The organism is Variovorax sp. GW821-FHT09B01 (assembly GCF_059418345.1).
This window is the reverse complement of sequence record NZ_JBWKPQ010000014.1, coordinates 55649-77101: the sequence shown is the minus strand read 5'-3', so window position 1 is coordinate 77101 and position 21453 is coordinate 55649. Positions and strand designations below refer to the sequence as shown.

The 21453-nt window shown below is 67.4% G+C and carries 17 protein-coding genes; 4 read left to right on the top strand and 13 right to left on the bottom strand.

Annotated elements, in window-relative coordinates:
• Positions 1-22: 22 nt before the first annotated feature.
• From AC07RV_RS30045 to AC07RV_RS30035, 3 genes are read right to left on the bottom strand one after another with little or no spacing between them, the layout of a single operon-like run.
• Entirely contained in the window at positions 23-1069 is a 1047-nt protein-coding gene (locus AC07RV_RS30045; protein WP_296783210.1) for an ABC transporter ATP-binding protein, read from the bottom strand.
• Positions 1066-3351 carry an ABC transporter permease gene (locus AC07RV_RS30040; protein ID WP_296783212.1) on the bottom strand — a complete coding sequence of 762 codons (2286 nt, stop codon included), beginning with the start codon at positions 3349-3351 and terminating at the stop codon, positions 1066-1068. The genes AC07RV_RS30045 and AC07RV_RS30040 overlap by 4 nt, the downstream gene beginning before the upstream one ends.
• Complete coding sequence (locus AC07RV_RS30035) at positions 3352-4365, bottom strand: ABC transporter substrate-binding protein (RefSeq protein ID WP_296783214.1); 1014 nt, start codon at positions 4363-4365, stop codon at positions 3352-3354.
• A 152-nt stretch (positions 4366-4517) separates the two neighbouring features.
• Here AC07RV_RS30035 and zwf point away from each other — a divergent pair, with 152 nt between their 5' ends.
• The gene (gene zwf / locus AC07RV_RS30030; protein ID WP_296783216.1) at positions 4518-5987 is read left to right on the top strand and encodes a glucose-6-phosphate dehydrogenase; all 1470 of its coding nucleotides are present in this window, start codon (positions 4518-4520) and stop codon (positions 5985-5987) included.
• A 1-nt stretch (position 5988) separates the two neighbouring features.
• Here the strand turns inward: zwf and ygiD are convergent, their stop codons facing one another.
• The 8 genes from ygiD to AC07RV_RS29990 all read right to left on the bottom strand — a co-directional run bounded on the left by ygiD (position 5989) and on the right by AC07RV_RS29990 (position 15530).
• Positions 5989-6927 (bottom strand): 4,5-DOPA-extradiol-dioxygenase, encoded by a 939-nt coding sequence (gene ygiD, locus AC07RV_RS30025; protein WP_296783219.1) that lies wholly within the window; start codon positions 6925-6927, stop codon positions 5989-5991.
• 91 nt (positions 6928-7018) lie between these two features.
• Positions 7019-8047, bottom strand: a complete 1029-nt coding sequence (locus tag AC07RV_RS30020) for an ABC transporter ATP-binding protein (protein ID WP_281077226.1) — start codon at positions 8045-8047, stop codon at positions 7019-7021.
• Complete coding sequence (locus tag AC07RV_RS30015; protein WP_296780711.1) at positions 8044-9114, bottom strand: ABC transporter ATP-binding protein; 1071 nt, start codon at positions 9112-9114, stop codon at positions 8044-8046. Before AC07RV_RS30015 ends, AC07RV_RS30020 begins: the two co-directional genes overlap by 4 nt.
• Positions 9115-9132: 18 nt before the next feature.
• Entirely contained in the window at positions 9133-10044 is a 912-nt protein-coding gene (locus AC07RV_RS30010; protein WP_093355487.1) for an ABC transporter permease, read from the bottom strand.
• Between the two features lie 74 nt (positions 10045-10118).
• Complete coding sequence (locus AC07RV_RS30005) at positions 10119-11702, bottom strand: ABC transporter substrate-binding protein (RefSeq protein ID WP_093355484.1); 1584 nt, start codon at positions 11700-11702, stop codon at positions 10119-10121.
• Between the two features lie 32 nt (positions 11703-11734).
• On the bottom strand, positions 11735-13045 hold the full coding sequence (locus AC07RV_RS30000) for a M20 aminoacylase family protein (RefSeq protein WP_296780705.1): 1311 nt from the start codon (positions 13043-13045) through the stop codon (positions 11735-11737).
• 1 nt (position 13046) lies between these two features.
• Positions 13047-14027: an ABC transporter permease gene (locus tag AC07RV_RS29995; protein ID WP_093355481.1), complete on the bottom strand. Its 981-nt coding sequence runs from the start codon at positions 14025-14027 to the stop codon at positions 13047-13049.
• A gap of 222 nt (positions 14028-14249) precedes the next feature.
• Positions 14250-15530: a porin gene (locus tag AC07RV_RS29990; RefSeq protein WP_296780701.1), complete on the bottom strand. Its 1281-nt coding sequence runs from the start codon at positions 15528-15530 to the stop codon at positions 14250-14252.
• Positions 15531-15810: 280 nt separating this feature from the next.
• Here AC07RV_RS29990 and coq7 point away from each other — a divergent pair, with 280 nt between their 5' ends.
• Positions 15811-16440 (top strand): 2-polyprenyl-3-methyl-6-methoxy-1,4-benzoquinone monooxygenase, encoded by a 630-nt coding sequence (gene coq7, locus AC07RV_RS29985; protein ID WP_093355475.1) that lies wholly within the window; start codon positions 15811-15813, stop codon positions 16438-16440.
• Between the two features lie 12 nt (positions 16441-16452).
• Here the strand turns inward: coq7 and AC07RV_RS29980 are convergent, their stop codons facing one another.
• Positions 16453-16902, bottom strand: coding sequence for an OsmC family protein (locus AC07RV_RS29980; protein ID WP_057594099.1), 450 nt, complete (start codon positions 16900-16902; stop codon positions 16453-16455).
• A gap of 230 nt (positions 16903-17132) precedes the next feature.
• Here AC07RV_RS29980 and AC07RV_RS29975 point away from each other — a divergent pair, with 230 nt between their 5' ends.
• Entirely contained in the window at positions 17133-18428 is a 1296-nt protein-coding gene (locus AC07RV_RS29975; protein ID WP_492714790.1) for a porin, read from the top strand.
• A 217-nt stretch (positions 18429-18645) separates the two neighbouring features.
• Here the strand turns inward: AC07RV_RS29975 and AC07RV_RS29970 are convergent, their stop codons facing one another.
• Positions 18646-19776, bottom strand: coding sequence for a site-specific integrase (locus tag AC07RV_RS29970; RefSeq protein WP_296780719.1), 1131 nt, complete (start codon positions 19774-19776; stop codon positions 18646-18648).
• 70 nt (positions 19777-19846) lie between these two features.
• Between AC07RV_RS29970 and ilvA the strand changes: the two genes are divergently transcribed.
• Positions 19847-21439 carry a threonine ammonia-lyase, biosynthetic gene (gene ilvA / locus AC07RV_RS29965; protein ID WP_296780697.1) on the top strand — a complete coding sequence of 531 codons (1593 nt, stop codon included), beginning with the start codon at positions 19847-19849 and terminating at the stop codon, positions 21437-21439.
• Positions 21440-21453: the final 14 nt, after the last annotated feature.

Sequence of the window (21453 nt, the reverse complement as noted above, 5' to 3'; positions counted from 1 at the left end):
GCGCCATTGTTCCATGCGCGCGCTACACCACGCTGACGCCGTGCGTCCCCAGGGAGAGCCGGGTCTGCGCACCCGCGGCCAGCGGGTTCGACAGGTCGGTCGAGACCACGAAGACCGCGCCCAGCGGCGTGTCGAAGCCGTACTCGTAGAAGCTGCCGAGGTAGGCCACCTTCCGCAGCGTGGCCGGCAGGCCGGTGTCGGCCGCCGAGGCCTCGCCGATGCGCCAGGCCTCGGGCCGCACCGCCACCTTGACCGCGCCCGGTGCCACCGCATGGCGCGGCCGCAGCCGCAGCGGCCCCAGCGTGACGTCGCCATCGGCGCCGGCCACGCCCGGGAACACCATCGCCTCGCCCATGAAGCCCGCGACGAACTCGCTCTCGGGCCGGCCGTAGAGCTGCTCGGGCGTGCCGCGCTGGGCGATCACGCCGTGGTCCATCACGATGATCTGGTCGCTCACGGCCAGCGCCTCGCTCTGGTCGTGCGTGACGTAGGCCACCGTGAGCTTGAGCCGCTGCTGCAGCGAGCGGATCTCCTCGCGCATCTCGCGCCGCAGTCGCGCGTCGAGGTTCGACAGCGGCTCGTCGAACAGCAGCACCGCGGGCTCGAGCACCAGCGCGCGCGCCAGCGCCACGCGCTGCTGCTGGCCGCCCGAGAGCTCGCTCGGCAGCCGCTGGTCGAAGCCCACCAGGCCCACGCCGCGCAGCGCCTCGCGCGCACGCGCCGTGGCCTCGTCCTTCTTCACGCCGCTCATGCGCAGGCCATAGCCCACGTTGCCGATCACGTCCATGTGCGGGAACAGCGCATAGCTCTGGAACATCATGCTGACGTTGCGCTCGGCCGGCCCGAGCGTGGTGACGTCGCGCCCGCCCATGAAGATCGCGCCCGAGGTCGGCGACTCGAGCCCCGCGATCATGCGCAGGGTGGTGGTCTTGCCGCAGCCCGAGGGGCCGAGGATGGTGGTCAGCGTGCCCTCGGGCACCTCGAAGCTGATGCCCTTGACCGCCAGCGGCGCGCTGCGGTCGGCGCCATAGCGCTTGGTGACGTCGCGAAATTCGATGCCCGTGTTCATGCCAGCCCCTCCATCTTGTGATGCCCCTGGTGCCCCGGCGCCGTGCCGCGCCGTCCCAGCCTGCGTTCGCCCACCACCCATTGCACCAGCGCGATCGCGAGCGACATCAGGATCATCAGCACCGTGCAGTAGGCCAGCGCGATGCCGTAGTCGCCGTTGCCGACGCGGCCGATGATGTAGGTGGTGGCCAGTTCGTTCTCGGCCGTGACCAGGAAGATCACCGCGCTCACGGTCGTCATCGCGCGCACGAAGCTGTAGACCAGCGCCGCCACCAGCGCCGGCTTGAGCAGCGGCAGCACCACCTTGAACAGCGTCTGCGAGGTCGAGGCACGCAGCATCAGCGAGGCCTCGTCGAGCGAGCGGTCGAGCTGTTTGAAGGCCGCGGTGCCCGCGCGCACGCCCACCGGCAGGTTGCGGAACATGAAGCACAGCACGATGATCAGCCCGGTGCCCGTGAGCTCGAACGGCGGCACGTTGAAGGCCAGGATGTAGCTCACGCCGAGCACCGTGCCCGGGATCGCGAAGGCCAGCAGCGCGCCGAACTCGAAGGCGCCCTGCCCCTTGAACTCGTTGCGCGCCAGCAGCCAGGCGATCAGCAGGCCCAGCGCCGCGGTGATCGGCGCCGAGATGCCGGCCAGCTTGAGCGTGGTCAGCAGCGAGTTCCAGGCCGTGCCGGCCCACACCAGCCCGAACTGGCCCCACTCGAGCGCGAACGCGGTCTTGAAATGCTGCAAGGTGAAGCTGTAGTCGCGCCCCCAGGTCTGCACGAAGCCGCCCGCGAAGGCGAACAGGTAGACCACGGCCGTGAAGGCGATCCATGGCAGCGCGATGCAGTGGATGGTGCGGCGCACGCCGTCGGGCAGCGCCATCGGGATGCCGGCGTCGCCCTTGCCGCTGACGGTGGTGTAGTTCTGCCTGCCGAGCAGGCCGCGCTGCAGCGCGAACACGCCGAGCGCGAACAAGGTCAGCACCCAGGCCAGCGAGGCCGCGCGACCCTGGTCGTACTGCGCGCCGACGATGGCGAAGAAGATGTCGGTCGACAGCACCGAGAACTGGCCGCCCACCACCACCGGGTTGCCGAAGTCGGCGATGCTCTCGATGAAGCCCACCAGGAAGGCATTGGCCAGCCCGGGCTTGAGCAGCGGCAGCGTGATGGTGAAGAAGGCACGGCGCCGGTCGGCGCGCAGCATCTGCGCGGCCTCCTCGAGGCTGGGCGCGATGCCCTGCACCACGCCGCGCATGATCATGAAGGCGATCGGCGTGAAGGCGAACAGCTGCGCCACCAGCACGCCGGGCATGCCGTAGAACCAGCGCGTGGGCTCGATGCCGAACAGGCTCTCGAGCCCCTGGTTGACGATGCCCGCGCGGCCGAACAGCAGGATCAGGCCGAGGCCCACCACGAAGGGCGGCGTGATGATCGGCAGCAGCGCCAGCACCCGCAGCGCGCCCTGCCCGCGCCGGCTGCCGCGCTCGGCCATCAGCGCCATCAGCGTGCCGAGGAAGGTGGTGCCCGCGGCCGTCAGCAGCGCCAGCACCAGCGTGTTCCAGGCCACGCCGCAGCGCACCCCGCCCGCGAGGCAGCCCAGGCCCCAGATGCGTTCGGTGAAGACGCGCGCGAGGAAAGCGGCCATCGACACGCGGCCGTCCTCGTCGAGGAAGGCACCCGACAGCGCGCGGCTCACGGGGTAGGCGATGAACAGCGCCATCAGCACGCCGCAGCCGAGCACCGAGGCGGCCACGAACAGGTCGCCCTTGAAGCGGCCGAGCCGCGCGATGCCGAAGGCCGCGAGCAGCACCAGCGCACAGAGCGCCACGAAGCCGCCGGCGCCGATGCCGAACTGGTTGACCCCGAGCTCGCCGAAGCGCGCCTCCAGCGCCGCGAAGGCCCAGCCGCGCGCGCCGATCGCGAAGCCCGCGAGCGCGAGCCCGAGGGCACCGCCCGCGCCGCCGGCCAACAACCAGCGGCCCTGCGCGCGGCCCGGCGGCAGCCAGGCGCCGACGGCGCAGACCAGCAGCCCCGCCAGCCCGACGAACAGCCAGACGCGCCCCTGCGTGGCGGCCTGCATCAGGCCATTGGCGCCCTCGGCGCCGCCGAAGACCTGCGGAACGGCCTCGTACCAGGTCGCATCCTGGATCGCATACCAGGGCAGCAGCAGGTAGGCCGCGAGGCCCAGCAGCACCCAGGCGCGGATCCAGCGCTGGGTGCGCCGCGCCGCGGCCTCAGACGCCGGATTGCGCGGGGCCGCCGCGCGCGGCGAGGCCCCGATGGAACGCGCTTCCACTTAGCGCGGCAGCGAGTTGACGTCCTTCTCCCAGCGCGCGATCAGGCGGCGGCGCTCGGCACTGGCGCCGTACTTGGCGTAGTCGTAGTCGATGAACTTGATCTTCTTGAAGTCGGGGATGCGCGGATCGAGCTTGGCGGCGGCATTGCTCGGCAGCTGGAACTGCTTGTTGGCGGCGCCGAGCTCCTGCGCGGCCGGCGTGAGCGCCCATTCGTAGAACTTCTTCGCCGCTTCGAGGTTGCGCGCGCCCTTGATGATGCTCATGGAGCCGATCTCGGCGCCGGTGCCGTCGCTCGGCGTGATGGTCTCGACCGGGAAGCCCTGCATCTTCTCGCCCGGGCCGTCGTGCACGAAGCTGATCGACACCGCGGTCTCGCCGCGCGCCACGGCCTTGATCGGGCCGGTGCCCGAGCGCGTGTACTGGCCGACGTTCCTGTGCAGCGCCTTGAGGTAGTCGAAGGCCTTGTCCTCGCCCATGAGCTGCACCAGCGTGGCGATCATGGTGTAGGCCGTGCCGCTCGAGGCGGGGTTGGCCACCTGGATGTCGCCCTTGTACTCGGGCTTGAGCAGGTCGGCCCAGGTCCTGGGCACGGGCAGCTTCTTCTTGGCCAGCAGCTCGGGGTTGTAGCCGAAGCCCAGCGGGCCCGAGTAGATGCCCACGGTCCTGTAGCCCGACTGCTTCGCCTGCTGCTGGGCCCAGGGATGCAGCTGCGACAGCGAGGGCGACTTGTACTCGAGCGTCAGGCCCTGCTCGGCCGCCTGCAGGTGCGGGTCGCCGGTGCCGCCGAACCAGACATCGGTCTTGGGGTTGTCCTTCTCGGCGATGAGCTGGGCCAGCGCCTCGCCCGAGCCCTTGAGCGCCATGTTGATGCGGGTGCCGGTGGTGCGCGCATACACGGTCGAGATCACGCTGCACCACTCGGCCTGCACCGAGCAGATCACGTTGACCGTGCCCTGGGCCGATGCCATCGCCGATCCACCCAGCAGCGCCGCCGCAACAAAAAGCTTCTTCATGGAGTTCTCCGCTTCGTTCAATAAAAAAAGGCCTCCCGGCCATGGGTTCAGCGTAGCTTTAGTACAAGTGCGAGGAATTGGTACAAGTACCATCGCGATTGGCGGGCCGGCACATTGCCTGCTCGCCCCCAGACCCAAGGAAAGTGTTCCCCATGAGCTTCGATCTCGTTCTGTTCGGCGGCACCGGCGATCTCGCATGGCGCAAGCTGATGCCCGCTCTGTTCCAGGCCTTCCGGCACGGGAGCCTGCCGAAGGACGGGCGCATCGTCGGCGTGGCGCGGGACAACCTGTCGGACGACCAGTACCGCGAGCTGATCCAGTCGCGCTTCAATGCCGTCGAAGGCGCCAAGCGGCCCTCGCCCGAGGAGTTCGAGAAGTTCGCCTCGATGCTGCACTACCTGCGCATGGACCTGTCGAAGCCCGACGACTATGCGCGCCTGTCCGACCTGCTCAAGCAGCGCGATGCCGACACGGTCGTGATGTATGTCGCCACCGCGCCGGGCCTGTTCACGCAGGTGGTCGAGCAGATCGCGGCCGCCGGCCTCAACGGCGCGCGCACCCGCATCGTGCTCGAGAAGCCGCTGGGCCACGACCTGGCCTCCAACCGCGCGATCAACGCCGCGGTGGGCAAGGTGCTCGAGGAGAAGCAGGTCTTCCGCATCGACCACTACCTCGGCAAGCCCTCGGTGCAGAACCTGTTCGCGATGCGCTTCGGCAACGCGCTGTTCGAACCCATCTGGCGCCGCGAGCACATCGCCAACATCCAGATCACCATCGCCGAGGACCTGGGCGTGGAAAAGCGCGGCGCCTTCTACGACCAGACCGGCGCTCTGCGCGACATGGTGCAGAACCATGCGCTGCAGCTGCTGTGCGCCATCGGCATGGAGCCGCCGATCAACTCGCACGCCGATGCGATCCGCGACGAGAAGCTCAAGGTGCTGCGCGCCCTCAAGCCCTGGACGCCCGAGACGCTGGGCCTGCACACGGTGCGCGGCCAGTACACGGCCGGCACGGCCTACGGCGAGCGCGTGCCGGGCTACCGCGACGAACCCGGCGTCGACCGCGAGAGCCGCACCGAGACCTTCGTCGCGCTGCGCACCGAGATCGCCAACTGGCGCTGGGCCGGCGTGCCCTTCTACATCCGCACCGGCAAGCGGCTGGCCTCGCGCGATGCGCGCATCGAGGTCAACTTCCGCCCGACGCCGCACGCGATCTTCCGCGCACCGTCCGGCAGCGCGAACAAGTTCGTGATCAACCTGCAGCCCAAGGACGGGCTCGAGCTGCACATGCTCGCGCAGGCGCAGGACAACCGCCGCAGCAACGGCCGCCAGGACAGCGCGCCGCAGCTCGCGCCGGTGCAGCTCGACCTCGACTTCGACAAGCGCTTCGGTTCCGAGCGCGTGGGTGCCTACGAACGGCTGCTGCTCGACGTGATCGACGGCCGGCTCAACCTGTTCGTGCGCAGCGACGAGCAGGAGGAGGCATGGCGCTGGGTCGAACCGCTGATCGACAGCTGGGCCAGCGACGGCGGACCGCGCCCCTATGCGGCCGGCACCTGGGGTCCGAGCGCATCGAGCGCGATGATCGCGCGCGACGGGTTCTCGTGGGGCGAGGAGCAGTAGCTCAGCCGAACTGCACGCAGCGCATGCCGAGCGTGCCCGACTGGAAGCCCTCGTAGACCGTCTTCGCGCGCTCGCCCGCCCCCGCGGCGCCGAGTGCGTAGAGAAACGGAAAGTAGTGATCGGGCGTGGCCACCGCGGTCGATGCGCCCGCGAGCCTTTCATAGCCGATCAGCGCGCGGTCGTCGCGGCCGGCCAGCGCGGCCTTCACCGCATCGTCGAAGGACTGGGCCCAGGGCCGGCTCGCCGCCGGGCCGTCGGGCGTGCCGCGGTCGGTGGCGCGCAGGTTGTGCACCACGTTGCCGCTGCCCATCACCAGCACGCCCTTGTCGCGCAGCGCGGCGAGGTCGCGCCCCACCGCGTAGTGGAAGGCCGCGGGCTTGTCGTAGTCGATGCTGAGCTGGAACACCGGCACGTCGGCCTTCGGATAGAGATGCCTGAGCACGGTCCAGGTGCCGTGGTCCAGGCCCCATTGCTCGGTGGCGACCACCGGTGACTGCTTCACCGCCGCGGCCGCCTCGCGCGCGAGCGCGGGATGGCCGGGTGCCGGGTAGTCGATGTCGTGCAGCGCCTGCGGAAAGCCGCCGAAGTCGTGAATGGTCCGGGGCCGGGCCTGCACGCCGACGCCGGTCGCGCCGCTGCTGAGCCAGTGCGCCGAGACGCTGAGGATGGCCGTGGGCCGCGGCAGTTCGCAGCCCCAGGCGACGAGCCGGCGCGTGAAGGCGTTGTCGGCCAGCGCATTCATCGGCGACCCATGGCCGATGAAGATCACCGGCATGCGCCGCACGGGCGTACCGCCGGCGGCCGACACCGCTTGAGAGACCGAGGCCAGCGTGCCCAACACGGTGGTCGCGCCGAGCGCCGAGCCCATGAGGAAGCCACGGCGGCCGAGCGCGCGCAGCGCGCCGGCGTCGGAAGGAAGAGGGGTCATCGGAAGGGGCATGGCGCAGTGCGGAAGAAGCCGCGCCACTGTGCCGCGATGCGGCGCGCCCGGCTGTGCCTTTGCGCACATCTTCGTGCGCCCGACCCGATCTTCAGATCCGCCCCTCCTCCGCCGCATGGCAGGCCACCTGCACGCCACGAATGCTCTGGAGCTTCGGCCGCTCGGCCGAGCAGCGCGCATTGGCATGCGGGCAGCGCGGATGGAAGGCGCAGCCCGCGGGCGGATTGAGCGGATTCGGCACCTCGCCCTGCACCGGCGTGCGCGCGCGCCCCGTGTGCTTCATCTGCGGGATCGCGTCGAGCAGCATGCGCGTGTACGGATGCTGCGGCGTCGCGAACAGCTTCTGCTTGTCCGCCACCTCCACCAGCCGCCCCAGGTACATCACGCCCACCTGGTCGGCCACGTGGCGCACCACCGCGAGGTTGTGCGAGATGAACAGGTAGGTCAGGCCCTGCTCGCGCTGCAGGTCCTTCATGATGTTGAGCACCTGCGCCTGCACGCTCACGTCGAGCGCCGAGGTGGGCTCGTCGCACACCAGGAACTCGGGCTGCGTGGCCAGCGCGCGCGCGATCGAGATGCGCTGGCGCTGGCCGCCCGAGAACTGGTGCGGGTACTTGCTCATGTCCAGCGGCGACAGGCCCACCGATTGCAAAAGCTGGCCCACGCGCTCGCGCAGCTGGGCCTTGTCGCTGAGGATGCCGTGCTCGCGCAGCGGCTCGCCGATGATGTCCTCGACGATCCAGCGCGGGTTGAGGCTCGCGTAGGGGTCCTGGAAGATCATCTGGATGCGGCGGCGCAGCTTGCGGCCCTCGGCGGTCTTGAAGGCCGCGTGCGCGTCCTGGCCGTCGAACTGCAGCCCGCCGCGCGTGGGCGCGTACAGGCCCACGAGCAGGCGCGCGACCGTGCTCTTGCCGCAGCCCGATTCGCCGACCAGCGCGAGCGTCTTGCCGCGCTCGATCGAGAAGCTCACGCCGTCCACCGCATGCAGCAGCACGCGCGGCTTGCGCTCGAGCACGCGGTTGAGCCAGGGCGGCGAGACGTCGAAGGTGCGCGCGAGGTCGTGGGCCACCACGAGCGGCTCGCCGCCGGTGGCCTTGCCGGGTTCGATCACGGCGCTCATCGCGTCACCTCCACGATCGGTTCGGCCGCCTCGGGCGTGGCGCGTTCGCCGGCCACGAGCGCATCGTGATGCTTCGCCGCGATCTCGGCCTGGCCGGTGTGCGGATCGGTCGCGTCGTGCAGCCAGCAGGCGGCACGCGTGGCGCCCGCGTGCATCAGCTCGGGCCGCTCCTCGAGGCAGCGCGCGAAGGTGCGCGGGCAGCGCGGGTTGTAGGCGCAGCCCTTGGGGATCGCATTGAGCCGCGGCATCGCGCCGTCGATCTGGTTCAGGCGCTCGCGGTCGCTCGCCATGTCGGGGATGGAAGCCATCAGGCCCGCGGTGTAGGGATGCGCCGCCTGGTGGATGACCTCATGCACCGGGCCGATCTCGGCGATGCGGCCCGCATACATCACGGCCACGCGGTCGCAGGTCTCGGCGATCACGCCCATGTCGTGCGTGATCAGCATCACGGCCGCGCCGCGGTCCTTGCAGATGCGCTTGAGCAACTGGATGATCTGCGCCTGGATCGACACGTCGAGCGCGGTGGTCGGTTCGTCGGCCACGATCAGCTTGGGCTCGGCCGCGAGCGCGAGCGCGATCACCACGCGCTGGCGCATGCCGCCCGAGAACTGGTGCGGGAAGTGGTCGATGCGCTGCTCGGCGGCGGGAATGCCGGTGTCCTGCAGCAGGCCGATGGCGCGCTTGCGCGCTTCCGATTCGGTCACCGGCAGGTGGGTGCGAATGGTCTCGATGAGCTGCCGGCCCACCGTGTAGAGCGGGTTCAGCGAGGTCAGCGGGTCCTGGAAGATCGCGCCGATCTTGCGGCCGCGGATCGGGCGCATGGCATCGAAGCCGAGGTTGTCGATGCGCTGGCCCTCGAGCAGGATCTGGCCGCCGGCCACGCGGCCCGGCGGCTCGAGCAGGCCGATGATCGAGGCGCCCGTGAGCGACTTGCCGGCACCCGATTCGCCGACCACGCCGAGGATCTCGCCGGGCGCGATGTCGAAGGAGATGTCGTCGAGCGCGCGCAGCGTGCCGCGGCGGTTCGGAAATTCGACGACGAGGTTCTTGACCTGGAGCAGTGTCATGGCGTGTCTCCCGCTTCTTCAGCGCAGCCGCGGGTTGAGCGCATCGCGCAGCCAGTCGCCCAGCAGGTTCACGCTGAGCGCGATCAGCACCAGCATCGCGCCGGGGAACACGGTGATCCACCATTCGCCCGAGAACAGGTACTGGTTGCCGATGCTGATGAGCGTGCCCAGCGAGGGCGAGGTCGGCGGCACGCCGACGCCGAGGAAGGACAGCGTGGCCTCGGTGATGATCGCGGTCGCGACCTGGATCGTGGCCAGCACCATCACCGGCCCGAGCACGTTGGGCAGCACGTGGCGCAGCATGATGCGGATCGGCGCGACGCCGGTGACGCGCGCGGCCTGCACGTACTCCTTGCTGCGCTCCACCAGCGTGGAGCCGCGCACGGTGCGCGCGTACTGCACCCAGCCGGTCAGCGAGATGGAGATGATGAGCACGCCGAAGGCCAGCGAATCGTTGGCATGCGGGAACAGCGCGCGGCCCACGCCGGCGATCAGCAGCGCGACCAGGATCGGCGGGAACGAGAGCATCACGTCGCACAGCCGCATGAGGAAGGTGTCGAGCCAGCCGCCGAAGAAGCCGGCCAAGAGGCCCAGCACGACGCCGACGAAGACCGACAGCACCACCGACACCACGCCGACGATCAGCGAGATGCGCGCGCCGTAGATCACGGCCGAGAGGATGTCGCGGCCCTGGTCGTCGGTGCCCAGCAGGTACTTGGCCGAACCATCGGTGGTCCAGGCCGGCGGCAGGCGCGCATCGCCGAGTTCGAGCGATGCGAGGTCGAAGGGGTTGTGCGGCGACACCCAGCCGGCGAAGGCCGCGCAGAACAGGCAGGTCAGCGCGATCAGCGCCGCGACGATCGCCACCGGCGAGGTGCGGAAGCTGTAGCCGACATCGCTGTCGAACCAGCGGGCTATGGTTTTTTTCATCGTGGAAGCAAAAGGAATGGGCCCGCAAGAAGCGGGCCCATGGGGTCAGGCCACGGGGGCTGCGGGAAGCCCGATCAGGGCTTGACGCTCATCCACTTGAAATACATGAAGTTGTCGGCCAGTTGCACCAGCTCGACCTTCTTGCTCACGCCCCAGGCCAGCGACTGCTGGTGCAGCGGCAGCGTGCCGACGTCGTCCGCATGGATCTTGAAGGCTTCCTTGATCAGCTCGTTGCGCTTGGCCTTGTCGCTCTCGGACTGGATCTTCTTCGTGACCTCGTCGAGCTTGGGATTGCAGTAGGCGCCCAGGTTGAACTGGCCCGTGCCCTTGTCGTCGGGGCAGGAGGTCAGCGAGCTCAGCGCGTTGTGCGAGTCGTAGGTGGTCGGGGTCCAGCCCAGCATGTAGAAGCTGGTGTCGCGACGCAGGATCTTCGGGAAGTAGGTGCCCTTGGTCTCGGCCACGAGGTTGATCTTAACGCCGATCTTCGCGAGATTGGCGGCCACGCTCTGGCAGATCTGGCCGTCGTTGACGTAGCGGTCGTTCGGGCAGTTGAGCGAGACCTCGAAGCCGTTCGGATAGCCGGCTTCGGTCAGCAGCTTCTTGGCGGCCTCGACGTCGAAGGGCAGGCGCTTGTCCTGCTCGGCGGTCCAGCCGTTGATGCCGGGGCCGACCAGCAGGCCGGTGGGCCGCGAGGCGCCGCGCATCACGGTGCGCTGGATGCCGGCGATGTCGATGGCCTGGTAGAAGGCCTGGCGAACGCGCTTGTCCTTGAACGGGTTCTTGCCCTTGATGTTCGAGTACTGCAGCTCGTCGCGCTTCTGGTCCATGCCCAGGAAGATGGTGCGCAGCTCGGGGCCGGTGATGACGCGCGCGTTGGGCGCGGCGTTGATGCGCGCGATGTCCTGCACGGGCACCGGCTCCATCACGTCGACCTCGCCCGAGACCAGCGCGGCCACGCGGGTGGCGGGGTTGGCGATCGGCGTGAAGACGATCTCCTGCGCGTTGCCTTCGATCTTGCCCCAGTAGGTGCCGTTGCGCGTGAACACGGTGCGCACGTTCGGCTGGCGTTCGCGCACGCGGAACGGGCCGGTGCCGTTGGCCTTGAACGAGGCGGTGTTCTCGATGCCCTTGCGGCGGTCGACCGGCTTGGTGGCCTGGTTCTCCTCGCACCACTTCTTGCTCATGATCATCGTCAGCGAGATCACGTCGGGCAGGATCGGGAACGGGCCATTGGTCTCGATCTCGACGGCGAGCTCGCCGACCTTGCGCACGGCCTTGATCTCGCTGAGCGTGGCCTTCATGTCGGAGCCGTCGCCCTGCGCACGCGCGAAGCTGAACACCACGTCATCGGCGGTGAACGGCGTGCCGTCGTGGAACACCACGCCCTTGCGCAACTCGAAGCGCCAGACGTCGGGCGAGGTCTGTTTCCAGCTGGTGGCCAAGAGCGGCGCGAGGCTCAGGTCCTTGTTGCGGCCCACGAGGGTTTCGTAGACGTTCGCCGTCACGCTGAGCTGCAGCGATTCGTTGAGCGAGTGCGGATCGAGCGACAGCGCGTCGCCCTGGTTGGCGATGCGGATGGTCTGCGCGCCGGCGACCATGCTGACGGCGCCCAGGGCGCACACGACCGCGGCCGCGGCCACATTTCTTCTGAGACTCATGGGAAACACTCCTCGGGTTGGGATCAAAACAATCAAGGCGCCGCGGTGGCGGCAGCTCTCTCGGGCTGCCCGCCGCGGGTCGCGGCGAGCGGCATGCCCTGCTCGATCAGGCCGGCGTGCAACGCGGCGCCAAGCGGCAGGATCTCATCGTTGAAGTCGTAGCGGCTGTTGTGCAGGAAGGCGCCGCGGCGCGCGTCCTGGCCGATGCGCAGGTAGGCACCGGCCTTCTTCTGCAGCATGAAGGAGAAGTCCTCGGCGCCCATGCTGGGCTCCATGTTGCGGTCGACGTTGGAGGCGCCGACCAGCGACTCGGCCACGTCGGCCGCGAACATGGCCTCGGGCGTGGTGTTGATGGTGGCCGGGTAGATGCGCTCGTACTTGATGCTGGCGGTGGCGCCGAAGCCCGCGGCGATCGAAGTGCACAGCTCGCCCAGGCGCTGCTCGACCTGCGCCTGCACGCGCGCGCTGAAGGTGCGCACGGTGCCGACCAACGTGGCCTCGCCGGGCACCACGCTCATCGCGCCGAGGTCGCCGGCCTGCATCGCGCAGATGCTGACGACGGCGGCGTCGATGGGCCGCACGTTGCGCGACACGATGGTCTGCGCGGCCGTGATGACGTGGGCGGCGACGATCACCGGATCGACCGTGAGGTAGGCATGCGCGCCATGGCCGCCCTTTCCCTTGATCTCGATCGTGATGCGGTCGGCCGCGGCCATCATCGCGCCACGGTTGATGCCGACGGTGCCGGCCGGCATCGCGGGCCAGTTGTGCATGGCATAGACCGACTGCACCGGGAAGCGGTCGAACAGGCCGTCCTCGATCATCACGCGCGCGCCGGCGTAGCCTTCCTCGCCGGGCTGGAAGATCAGCACCGCGGTGCCGTCGAAGTTGCGCGTTTCGGCCAGGTAGCGTGCCGCGCCCACGAGCATGGCCGTGTGGCCGTCGTGGCCGCAGCCGTGCATCAGGCCCTCGGTGGCGGAGCGCCAGCCGAAGTCGTTGTCCTCGCGCATCGGCAGCGCATCCATGTCGGCGCGCAGGCCGATCATGCGGCCGCTGGCGGTGGAGCGGCCGCGGATCACGCCGACCAGGCCGGTCTTGCCGATGCCCTCGTGGATCTCGTCGACGCCGCAGGCGCGCAGCGCCTCGCGCACGCGGCCCGAGGTGTAGACCTCCTCGAAGCCGAGCTCGGGATGCGCATGCAGGTCGCGCCGGAAGGCCTCGATCTCCGGATAAAAGCTCGCGATGTGGGCGAAGGCGCGGCCGTTGGCCTGCAGGCGCGCGGCGGGCGCGGGAGGCGGCGCGGGTGCGGGCCGCGTTGCGCTCGTCTTCGAGGTGGCGCTCATGTCAGTGTCCTCCCGCCTTGCCGATGCGCAGCCGCGGATCGACCACGAAATACAGCAGGTCCACGATGAGGTTGATGGTGACGAAGATCAGCGCGATCAGGCACAGGTAGGCGGCCATCACGGGGATGTCGGCGAAGGTCACGGCCTGGATGAACAGCAGGCCCATGCCGGGCCACTGGAACACCGATTCGGTGATGATCGCGAAAGCGATGAGGCCACCGAGCTGCAGGCCGGTGATGGTCATCACGGGCACCAGCGTGTTCTTGAGCGCGTGGCCGAAATGGATGGCCCGGTTCGACAGGCCGCGTGCGCGCGCGAACTTGATGTAGTCGGTGCGCAGCACCTCGAGCATCTCGGCGCGCACCAGCCGCATGATCAGCGTGAGCTGGAAGATCGCGAGCGTGATCGCCGGCAGCACGATGTGCATCCAGCCGTCGGACTTGAGCAGGCCGGTGGACCACCAGCCGAGCTGCACGGTGTCGCCGCGGCCGAAGCTCGGGAACCAGCCCAGCGTGACGGCGAAGACCAGGATCAGCAGGATGCCGATCAGGAAGGTGGGCAGCGACACGCCGAGCAGCGAGACGGTCATGAAGACCTGGCTCATGAAGGTGCCGCGGCGCAGCGCGGTGTACACGCCCATCGGGATGCCGACCAGCAGCGCGAGCAGCGCGGCGACCAGGGCCAGCTCGAGCGTGGCCGGGAAGCGCTCGCCGATCAGGCGCGAGACCTTGGCGCCCTGGCGCAGGCTCAGGCCGAATTCGCCCTGCGCGGCATTCACCAGGAAATGCCAGAACTGCACGAAGAAGGGACGGTCGAGCCCCAGCGCGGAGCGCATTTCGCGGATCTGCTCGGGCCGGGCGTCCTGGCCCAGCAGGAACACGACCGGGTCACCCACGTATTGGAAGAGAAGGAAGGCAATGAACGCGACCGCGACCATCACGATCACGGCCTGGATCAGGCGGCGCAGTACGAAGGCAATCATTCAGTTCTGAAAAAGAGCAGGCATGCTAGCAGTGCAAACTGCGTGCCCGCACGGGGGTTCCCCCGGGGTGCACGCGCTTGGTGCGTGTGCTCTTTCGAGAGCGGCGCGAGGGTAACTCGACGGGCCCGATGCCGATGGAAAGCCCATGAAAAAAAGCCGCTCGACTTGCGTCGAGCGGCTTCTTGATCTTTCGATTCGAAGCTGGCTTGCGCCAGCGTCAAATTAGAAAGCGTGACGGATACCGAAGTCGTAGCCGGTAGCGCTCTTCGGAGCGTACGTTTGGCCAGCGATCGTGCCGTAGCCAGGCGAGCCACCGGTGGTGATGCCCATGATGCTGTTGTTCTGACCGTTCTTGATGCTGATGCGCGACAGCGTAGCGTACAGAGCCGTACGCTTCGACAGGTTGTGCACGTAGCCCACAGCGAACTGGCTGGCGCGAGCGCTGCCGTCGTTGTAGAAGTTCAGCGGAACCAGAGCGCTGTCAGGCTTGAACTTGACTTGCGAGTACGAAGCGCGGATCAGGCCAGGACCGACGGGGACCGTCGCGCCGAGCAGAACGCCGTTGTACTTGTCCGACAGGCCTTGGGTGTAGATGAACGGCAGGCCCAGCAGCGTCAGCGACTGGTTGCGGTCATACGCATCCTTGACTTGCGAGATTTCGCCGAACAGCTTGACCGGACCGAAGTCGTACGAAGCGCCCAGGTTGAAGGTCTTCAGCTGGTCCTTCGAGTAGCCCGAAGCCAGGCCAGGCAGAGGAGCGCCGTCCTTGGTGTCGATGCCGTAGGCAGCAGCGACGTCCAGGGGACCGTTGGCGTAGCCGAAGCGGCCGCCGACGTAACGACCGCGCTTGCTCGGGCTGTTCAGGACTTCGTCCGACTTGACGTTCTCATGCAGAGCGTACTGGAACTGACCGTAGAAACCGCCCAGGTTCGGGGGCAGGAAGTAGGCGATCGCGTTGCTGGTACGGACATAGCTGTCCGAGCCGGCTGCACCGTTCGGTGCGCCACCGTGGACCGAAGCCAGGTTCACGTTGGTACGGAAGATCGCGCTGGAGCCCACGCCGTTGGTGCCGAAGGGGTCGAACACGGTGTCGTTCCAGAACGTGGCGGTGTAGTCACGACCCAGACGAATTTCACCGAAACCACCCGACAGGCTCACGGTCGAGCGGCGAGCGAAGTTGGAGATACCACCCTTGCCGTCGTCGTTCGTGATCGGGGCTTCGAGCCAGAAGCTGGCTGCCAGGCCACCACCGAGGTCTTCCGTACCACGGAAGCCGATGCGGCTGGAGTTGTAGCCCGAGTTCGACAGGGCGGTCTGGCTGCGCTTCAGCGAGCCGGGAACGCCGAACGGGGGGATCGCGAACGGGTTGGCGACGATCAGATTGCTCTTGGTCGAATAGCCGCTGACTGCAGCGTCAACCACGCCGAACAGCGTCACGGACGATTGAGCCGAGGCAACACCGGCAACAGCCAGGGCAGCCAGAGCAACTAGAGATTTTTTCATTGCAAGTTTCTCCAAGGTTAAACATAGGGCTCCGGCGCGAAGGGCTCACCGTGACTGGCACTTCTGTGCTCCCACCGGACCCCGGGCCAACCTCCTTTTGGGAAGTTGTCGCTATTGCACCAGAGCCGCTGCGACAGGGCAAAACAATTCAGCCGAAATCTCCTACCCCCGCCGCGTTTCGTTGCAGTGATGCAACAGAGGGCTTAGGGTCTTTTGATCTCACGATATGAAACAAACTTGCCGGGATCGGTGCTTTGGCAAGTTGCGTTCCAATCCCTTCATGACGACTTCGCTCGACCCCCTGCTGACCGCCGCCGATTCCGCGCTTCGGACGCTCTTTGCCCGTCCGCATGCCACCCGCGCCACCCCCGTCTCGAGCCAGGCGCCGGGGGAATTGAGCGATGTGGAGCGACGGGAAGCCGGTGCGCTGATGCGCGTCAACCATGTCGGGGAAGTCTGCGCGCAAGCGCTCTATACGGCGCAGGCCGCCGTGGCGCGCGATCCCGTGCTGCGCGCGCAGTTGCTCGAGGCGGCACACGAGGAAACGGACCACCTGGCCTGGACGCGCGAGCGCCTGGACGCGCTCGGCGCGCGGCCTTCGGTACTCAATCCGCTCTGGTACGCGGGTGCCTTCGGCCTGGGACTGGTCGCCGGACGGCTCGGCGACCCGCTGAGCCTGGGCTTCGTGGCGGAAACCGAGCGCCAGGTCGAAGCACACCTCGACAGTCACCTGGACCGGCTGCCGGCAGCGGACAGCGCCTCGCGCGCCGTGGTCGAACAGATGAAGGCCGACGAGGCCCGACATGCCGAGAATGCCGTGGCGGCGGGTGCCGCGGAGCTGCCGCCGCCCGCCAAGGCCCTGATGCGCGTCGCCTCACGGGTGATGACGACCGTGGCGCACCGGATCTGACCCCGGAAAGGATCAGGCTTCGATCAGGTCGAAGCTGGTCGTGATCTCGGCGGTCTTGGCCAGCATGATGCTGGCGGAGCAGTAGGTCTCGTGGCTGAGAGCAATCGCTCGCTCCACCGCGGAGGCCGGAATTCCCTTGCCGGCCACCGTGAAGTGCATGTGGATCTTGGTGAACACCTTGGGATCCTTTTCGGCCCGCTCGCTGGTCAGCTTGACGCTGCAGCGCTCGACCTGGTGGCGGCCGCGCTTGAGGATCAGCACCACGTCGTAGGCCGTGCAGCCGCCGGTGCCGGCCAGCACCGTTTCCATGGGGCGCGCCGCCAGGTTCTGGCCGCCGTTCTCGGGTTTCGCCGCGTCGGGCGCACCGTCCATCATCAGGACGTGGCCGCTGCCCGTCTCGGCCACGAATCCCATGGACGAGCGCGCACCCGCATTGCCGGTCCAACTTACAGTGCATTCCATCTTTTTCTGAACTCCGGTTCCGGATGTCTGGCAAAAATCACACCCGACATCGTTATCTGTGTGGGAAAAGCATCACTCGCTTGTTGCATCGCAACAAACAACCGATATACTTTATTTCATTGCGCACCCCGGTGCGTGCAAGTTGTCTCCTCCACCCTTCCAATTGGTGGATTTAGCCCCGAGCCGCAAGGCTTGGGGCTTTTTTCTTGGCGGCTCCCCCCACTCTAGTCATCCGAGGCGCGGGCCACTCTAGCCAACCGCCTCGAAGGGCAGCTGCTCTGGCTGCCCTGGCTGTTGCCGGTGTTGCCTCGGCCCAGTCTTCCGTCACGTTGTTCGGTGTGGTCGATGCCGCAGTCAGCAACTATTCGACGAAGAGCAATCTGTACGCCGTCGACCCCTTCGCTATCCCGCTCGTCCCCGGCTCGCTGAAGCGCAGCCAGACCGCGCTGTCGAACTCGGGCTACAACTCCAGTCGCATCGGCTTCCGTGGCACGGAAGACCTCGGTGGCGGCCTGGCGGCCAGCTTCTGGCTCGAGGCTCCGATCTCCAATGACGACGGCAAGACCGGCATTGCATCTTTCGCACGCCGCTCCACCGTGAGCCTGTCGGGTGGCTTTGGTGAAGTCCGTCTGGGCCGCGACTACACCGCCACGTTCTGGAACGACACCGTGTTCGACCCCTTCGGCACGAACGGCGTCGGCACCAACATGATCAACCGCGTGAGCGCCGGTCTGACCAAGGCGCACGGCGTCACCTCGAACAACGCAGCAGACAACGACAACTACGTCCGCGCCAGCAACTCGATCGGCTATTTCCTGCCCCCGAACCTCGGCGGCTTCTACGGCCAGATCCAGTACGCGCTGCATGAAAACCCGAAGTCCAATGAACTCGATGGCAGCCCGAGCAAGAAGGGTCGCTACGTCGGTGGTCGCTTCGGCTACGCCAACGGTCCCCTGGACGTCGCCGCCGCCTACGGCGTCGACACCAAGGACAGCCTGACCGATCTGACCACTACCGGCAAGGATCGTCTCAAGACCTTCAACCTGGGCGTTTCGTACGACTTCGGCCCCGTCAAGCTGTTCGGTGAACTGTCGCAGGTGAAGGACTCGTTCAATCGCAACCAGTCGCTCACGCTGATGGGCGTGCCGTTCATCTACACCCAAGGCCTGTCGGACAAGTACACCGGCACCCTGATCGGTGCGACGGTTCCCGTCGGCCCTGGCCTGATCCGCGCCTCGTACTCGCAAGTCAAGTACAAGCCCGATGACGCGCTGGTTCCGTTCAACTTCTACAACGACGGCAGCGCTCGCGCCAGCCAGTTCGCTGTGGGCTACGTGCACAACCTGTCGAAGCGTACGGCTCTGTACGCCACGCTGTCGCGCATCAGCATCAAGAACGGCCAGAACAACGCCGGCATCATGGGCGTCACCACCGGCGGCTCGCCTGGCTACGGCACGATCGCCAACCAGCTCTACGCACCCAAGAGCGCCACGGGCTACGACATCGGCATCCGCCACGCGTTCTAAGCTGATCTGAGAGAAGCCGATTCCGATGCTGGCTCTCGCCAGATCGAATCCTTCCGCTCCAAAGCCGCCCGGTTCATACCGGGCGGCTTTTTGGTCGTATGTGCCGCGTGTTCTCTCGGCGCTCTTTCCGACGCCCCTCTTTCGGCGCCTACTTCAAGCATTGGAGACGAGCGGCTTCAAGCAAGAACGCCTTGCCGCCCAGGCTTCTAGAGCACTCTCACACCGTTCGCCCCCGCCTGCTTTGCAGCAGCCCCACATTCATCTCCCCATTGAGCACCGACGCATAGAAGCGCTCGACCATGTTGACGCTCGTGCGCGCATTGCGCGCCAAGGTCAGCATGTCGATGCCCTGGCCATAGAGCAAACGCAACGTGATGGCGGTATGGCGCAGGCAATAGAGCGTGCGGTCCTGCCCCAGCGGCCCTTTCTCGATGCCTTCGACCTCGAGCACCCAGTGAAAGAGGAAGTTGAGCACCGCGAGCGCGTGCTCGCGGTTCTTGAGCTGCGGCAGGAAGATATAGTCGTCCGCGCCATCGAAGCCGTGCCGCGCACGGTGCTCGACCAGGCGCTCGTAGACGCGCACCGCGGGCTGCAGGCTCACGATGGGCTGGCTGTGGCGCTTCGTCTCCGGCAGATTCATGCGCAAGTAGACATGCTTCGCGCGCACGACCTCGATGTGCTTGTGCTTCATGAGCTTGATGTCGCTCGGCCGCACGAAGGTGTTGACCATCCAGCGGATCAGCCACGGCATCTCGTCGGGCATCACCAGCAGTTCGCGCGCGATCCAGAAGCGCTCGCCGGGCGCCAGTGCATCGAGCACGGGATGCGGCCGTCCACGCAGCCTGCGCGCCGCGGCGATCAGCGCGCGGTACTCGGCCACGCTGAAGCTGCCGCGCGGCCGGCTGCGCACCTTCACCTTCGGAAACAGCGGCGCTTCGCGCAGCACGCCGATGTGCACGCCATGCATCACGACCTTGCGCAGCAGCACGAGGTACTGCGCGATCGTCGTGCTCGTGAAGCCCTCGTCGCCGAGCCGATCGATGAGCCGTTGCGCATCGCGCGTGGTGAAGGCCTGCGCGGGCAAGTCCCCCAGCAATGGAAGGACATGCGCGCGCAATCTGTTGCCCATCACCTGCCAGGTGGGGCGTCCGATCTCCCCACGTTGAACGCGCGCCGCCTCGGCGCGCATCAACTTTTCGGAAAGATCACTGACAGAAATTGATAACAGATTCTGTCCGTCTTTGAACTTTTCGGCGGCCGGTTGGACTGCGGGATAGGTGCGTCCAAAAAAACCGGAATCATTGGCGGCAGGCGCGTTGGGAAAGAGAGTTATGACATTTGTGTCCATGTCGTCTCCCGTATGCAATCCCGATGCCTCTTATCATTCGTTGTTAACAAAATTCTCCCCAGGAACAATCGTGCGCCATGCACCTCCGTCGGCACTGACACCTGCTGACTATCTCCGAAAAATTCTCAACGCCCGCGTGTACGACGTGGCGGTCGAATCGGCCCTCGAAAAAGCGCGCGCACTCAGCGAGCGTCTGGGCAACACCGTGCTGCTCAAGCGCGAGGATCAGCAGCCCGTCTTCAGCTTCAAATTGCGCGGGGCGTACAACAAGATGGCGCACCTGAGCGCCGAGCAACTCGCGAACGGCGTGATCTGCGCATCGGCGGGCAACCATGCGCAAGGCGTGGCGCTCGGCGCGCGCAAGCTCGGCGCGCGTGCGGTGGTGGTGATGCCGGTGACCACGCCCAAGCTCAAGATCGATGCGGTGCGCGGCTTCGGCGGCGAGGTCGTGCTGCATGGCGACAGCTATTCCGATGCCTACACGCGCGCGCTCGAACTGCAGGCCGAACAGAAGCTGACCTTCGTCCATCCCTTCGACGATCCCGAGGTGATCGCGGGCCAGGGCACGATCGCGATGGAGATCCTGCGGCAGCACCAGGGCCGGCTCGACGCGGTCTTCGTCGCGATCGGCGGCGGCGGCCTGATCTCGGGCGTGGCCAACTACATCAAGGCCGTGCGTCCCGAGATCAAGGTGATCGGCGTGCAGATGAACGACTCCGACGCGATGATGCGATCGGTCGCGGCGCGCGAGCGCGTGACGCTCACCGACGTGGGCCTGTTCGCCGACGGCACCGCGGTCAAGCTGGTGGGCGAGGAAACCTTCCGCGTCGCGAGCGACCTCGTCGACGACTACGTTCTGGTCGACACCGACGCGGTCTGCGCCGCGATCAAGGACGTGTTCGTCGACACGCGCAGCATCGTCGAGCCCTCGGGCGCGCTGGCGGTGGCGGCGATCAAGCAGTACGCCGCGCAGCATGGCCGGCATGGCGAGACCTACGCGGCGATCCTCAGCGGCGCGAACATGAACTTCGACCGCCTGCGCTTCGTGGCCGAACGCGCGGAAGTCGGCGAGGAGCGCGAAGCGCTGTTCGCGGTCACGATCCCCGAGGAGCGCGGCAGCTTCCGGCGCCTGTGCGAGCTGGTCGGCCAGATGCCGATCGGCGACGCCGACACGAACGCGGCCTCGCCGGGCGGCGGATTGCGCAACGTGACCGAGTTCAACTACCGCATCAGCGACGCGGCCCAGGCCCATGTCTTCGTCGGCCTCACGACCTCGACGCGCGGCGAGTCGGCGGTCATCGCCAAGGCCTTCGGCGAGCACGGCTTCGACGCGCTCGACCTCACGCACGACGAGCTCGCCAAGGAGCATCTGCGCCACCTGGTGGGCGGACGCACCGGCCTCGCGCACGACGAGCGCCTGCTGCGCTTCATCTTCCCCGAGCGCCCCGGCGCGCTGCTCAAGTTCCTGAGCCTGATGCGGCCGAACTGGAACATCAGCCTGTTCCACTACCGCAACCAGGGTGCGGATTACGGCCGCATCCTGGTCGGTCTGCAGGTGCCCGCCGGCGACGGCGAGGCCTTCGATGCCTTCCTCGAGACGCTGGGCTATCCCTACGTGGAAGAAACCGCGAACCCCGCGTACCGCCTGTTCCTCCAGGCCTGATCCGAAGGCCCTAA

Coding starts and splice junctions, on each gene's coding strand:
- zwf (WP_296783216.1), top strand. CDS start 4,518: ATGAGCTTCGATCTCGTTCTGTTCGGCGGCACCGGCGATCTCGCATGG.
- AC07RV_RS30035 (WP_296783214.1), bottom strand. CDS start 4,365: ATGAAGAAGCTTTTTGTTGCGGCGGCGCTGCTGGGTGGATCGGCGATG.
- AC07RV_RS29990 (WP_296780701.1), bottom strand. CDS start 15,530: ATGAAAAAATCTCTAGTTGCTCTGGCTGCCCTGGCTGTTGCCGGTGTT.
- AC07RV_RS29980 (WP_057594099.1), bottom strand. CDS start 16,902: ATGGAATGCACTGTAAGTTGGACCGGCAATGCGGGTGCGCGCTCGTCC.
- AC07RV_RS30015 (WP_296780711.1), bottom strand. CDS start 9,114: ATGACACTGCTCCAGGTCAAGAACCTCGTCGTCGAATTTCCGAACCGC.
- AC07RV_RS30000 (WP_296780705.1), bottom strand. CDS start 13,045: ATGAGCGCCACCTCGAAGACGAGCGCAACGCGGCCCGCACCCGCGCCG.
- AC07RV_RS29970 (WP_296780719.1), bottom strand. CDS start 19,776: ATGGACACAAATGTCATAACTCTCTTTCCCAACGCGCCTGCCGCCAAT.
- AC07RV_RS30045 (WP_296783210.1), bottom strand. CDS start 1,069: ATGAACACGGGCATCGAATTTCGCGACGTCACCAAGCGCTATGGCGCC.
- AC07RV_RS30010 (WP_093355487.1), bottom strand. CDS start 10,044: ATGAAAAAAACCATAGCCCGCTGGTTCGACAGCGATGTCGGCTACAGC.
- coq7 (WP_093355475.1), top strand. CDS start 15,811: ATGACGACTTCGCTCGACCCCCTGCTGACCGCCGCCGATTCCGCGCTT.
- AC07RV_RS30005 (WP_093355484.1), bottom strand. CDS start 11,702: ATGAGTCTCAGAAGAAATGTGGCCGCGGCCGCGGTCGTGTGCGCCCTG.
- AC07RV_RS29995 (WP_093355481.1), bottom strand. CDS start 14,027: ATGATTGCCTTCGTACTGCGCCGCCTGATCCAGGCCGTGATCGTGATG.
- AC07RV_RS30020 (WP_281077226.1), bottom strand. CDS start 8,047: ATGAGCGCCGTGATCGAACCCGGCAAGGCCACCGGCGGCGAGCCGCTC.
- ygiD (WP_296783219.1), bottom strand. CDS start 6,927: ATGCCCCTTCCGATGACCCCTCTTCCTTCCGACGCCGGCGCGCTGCGC.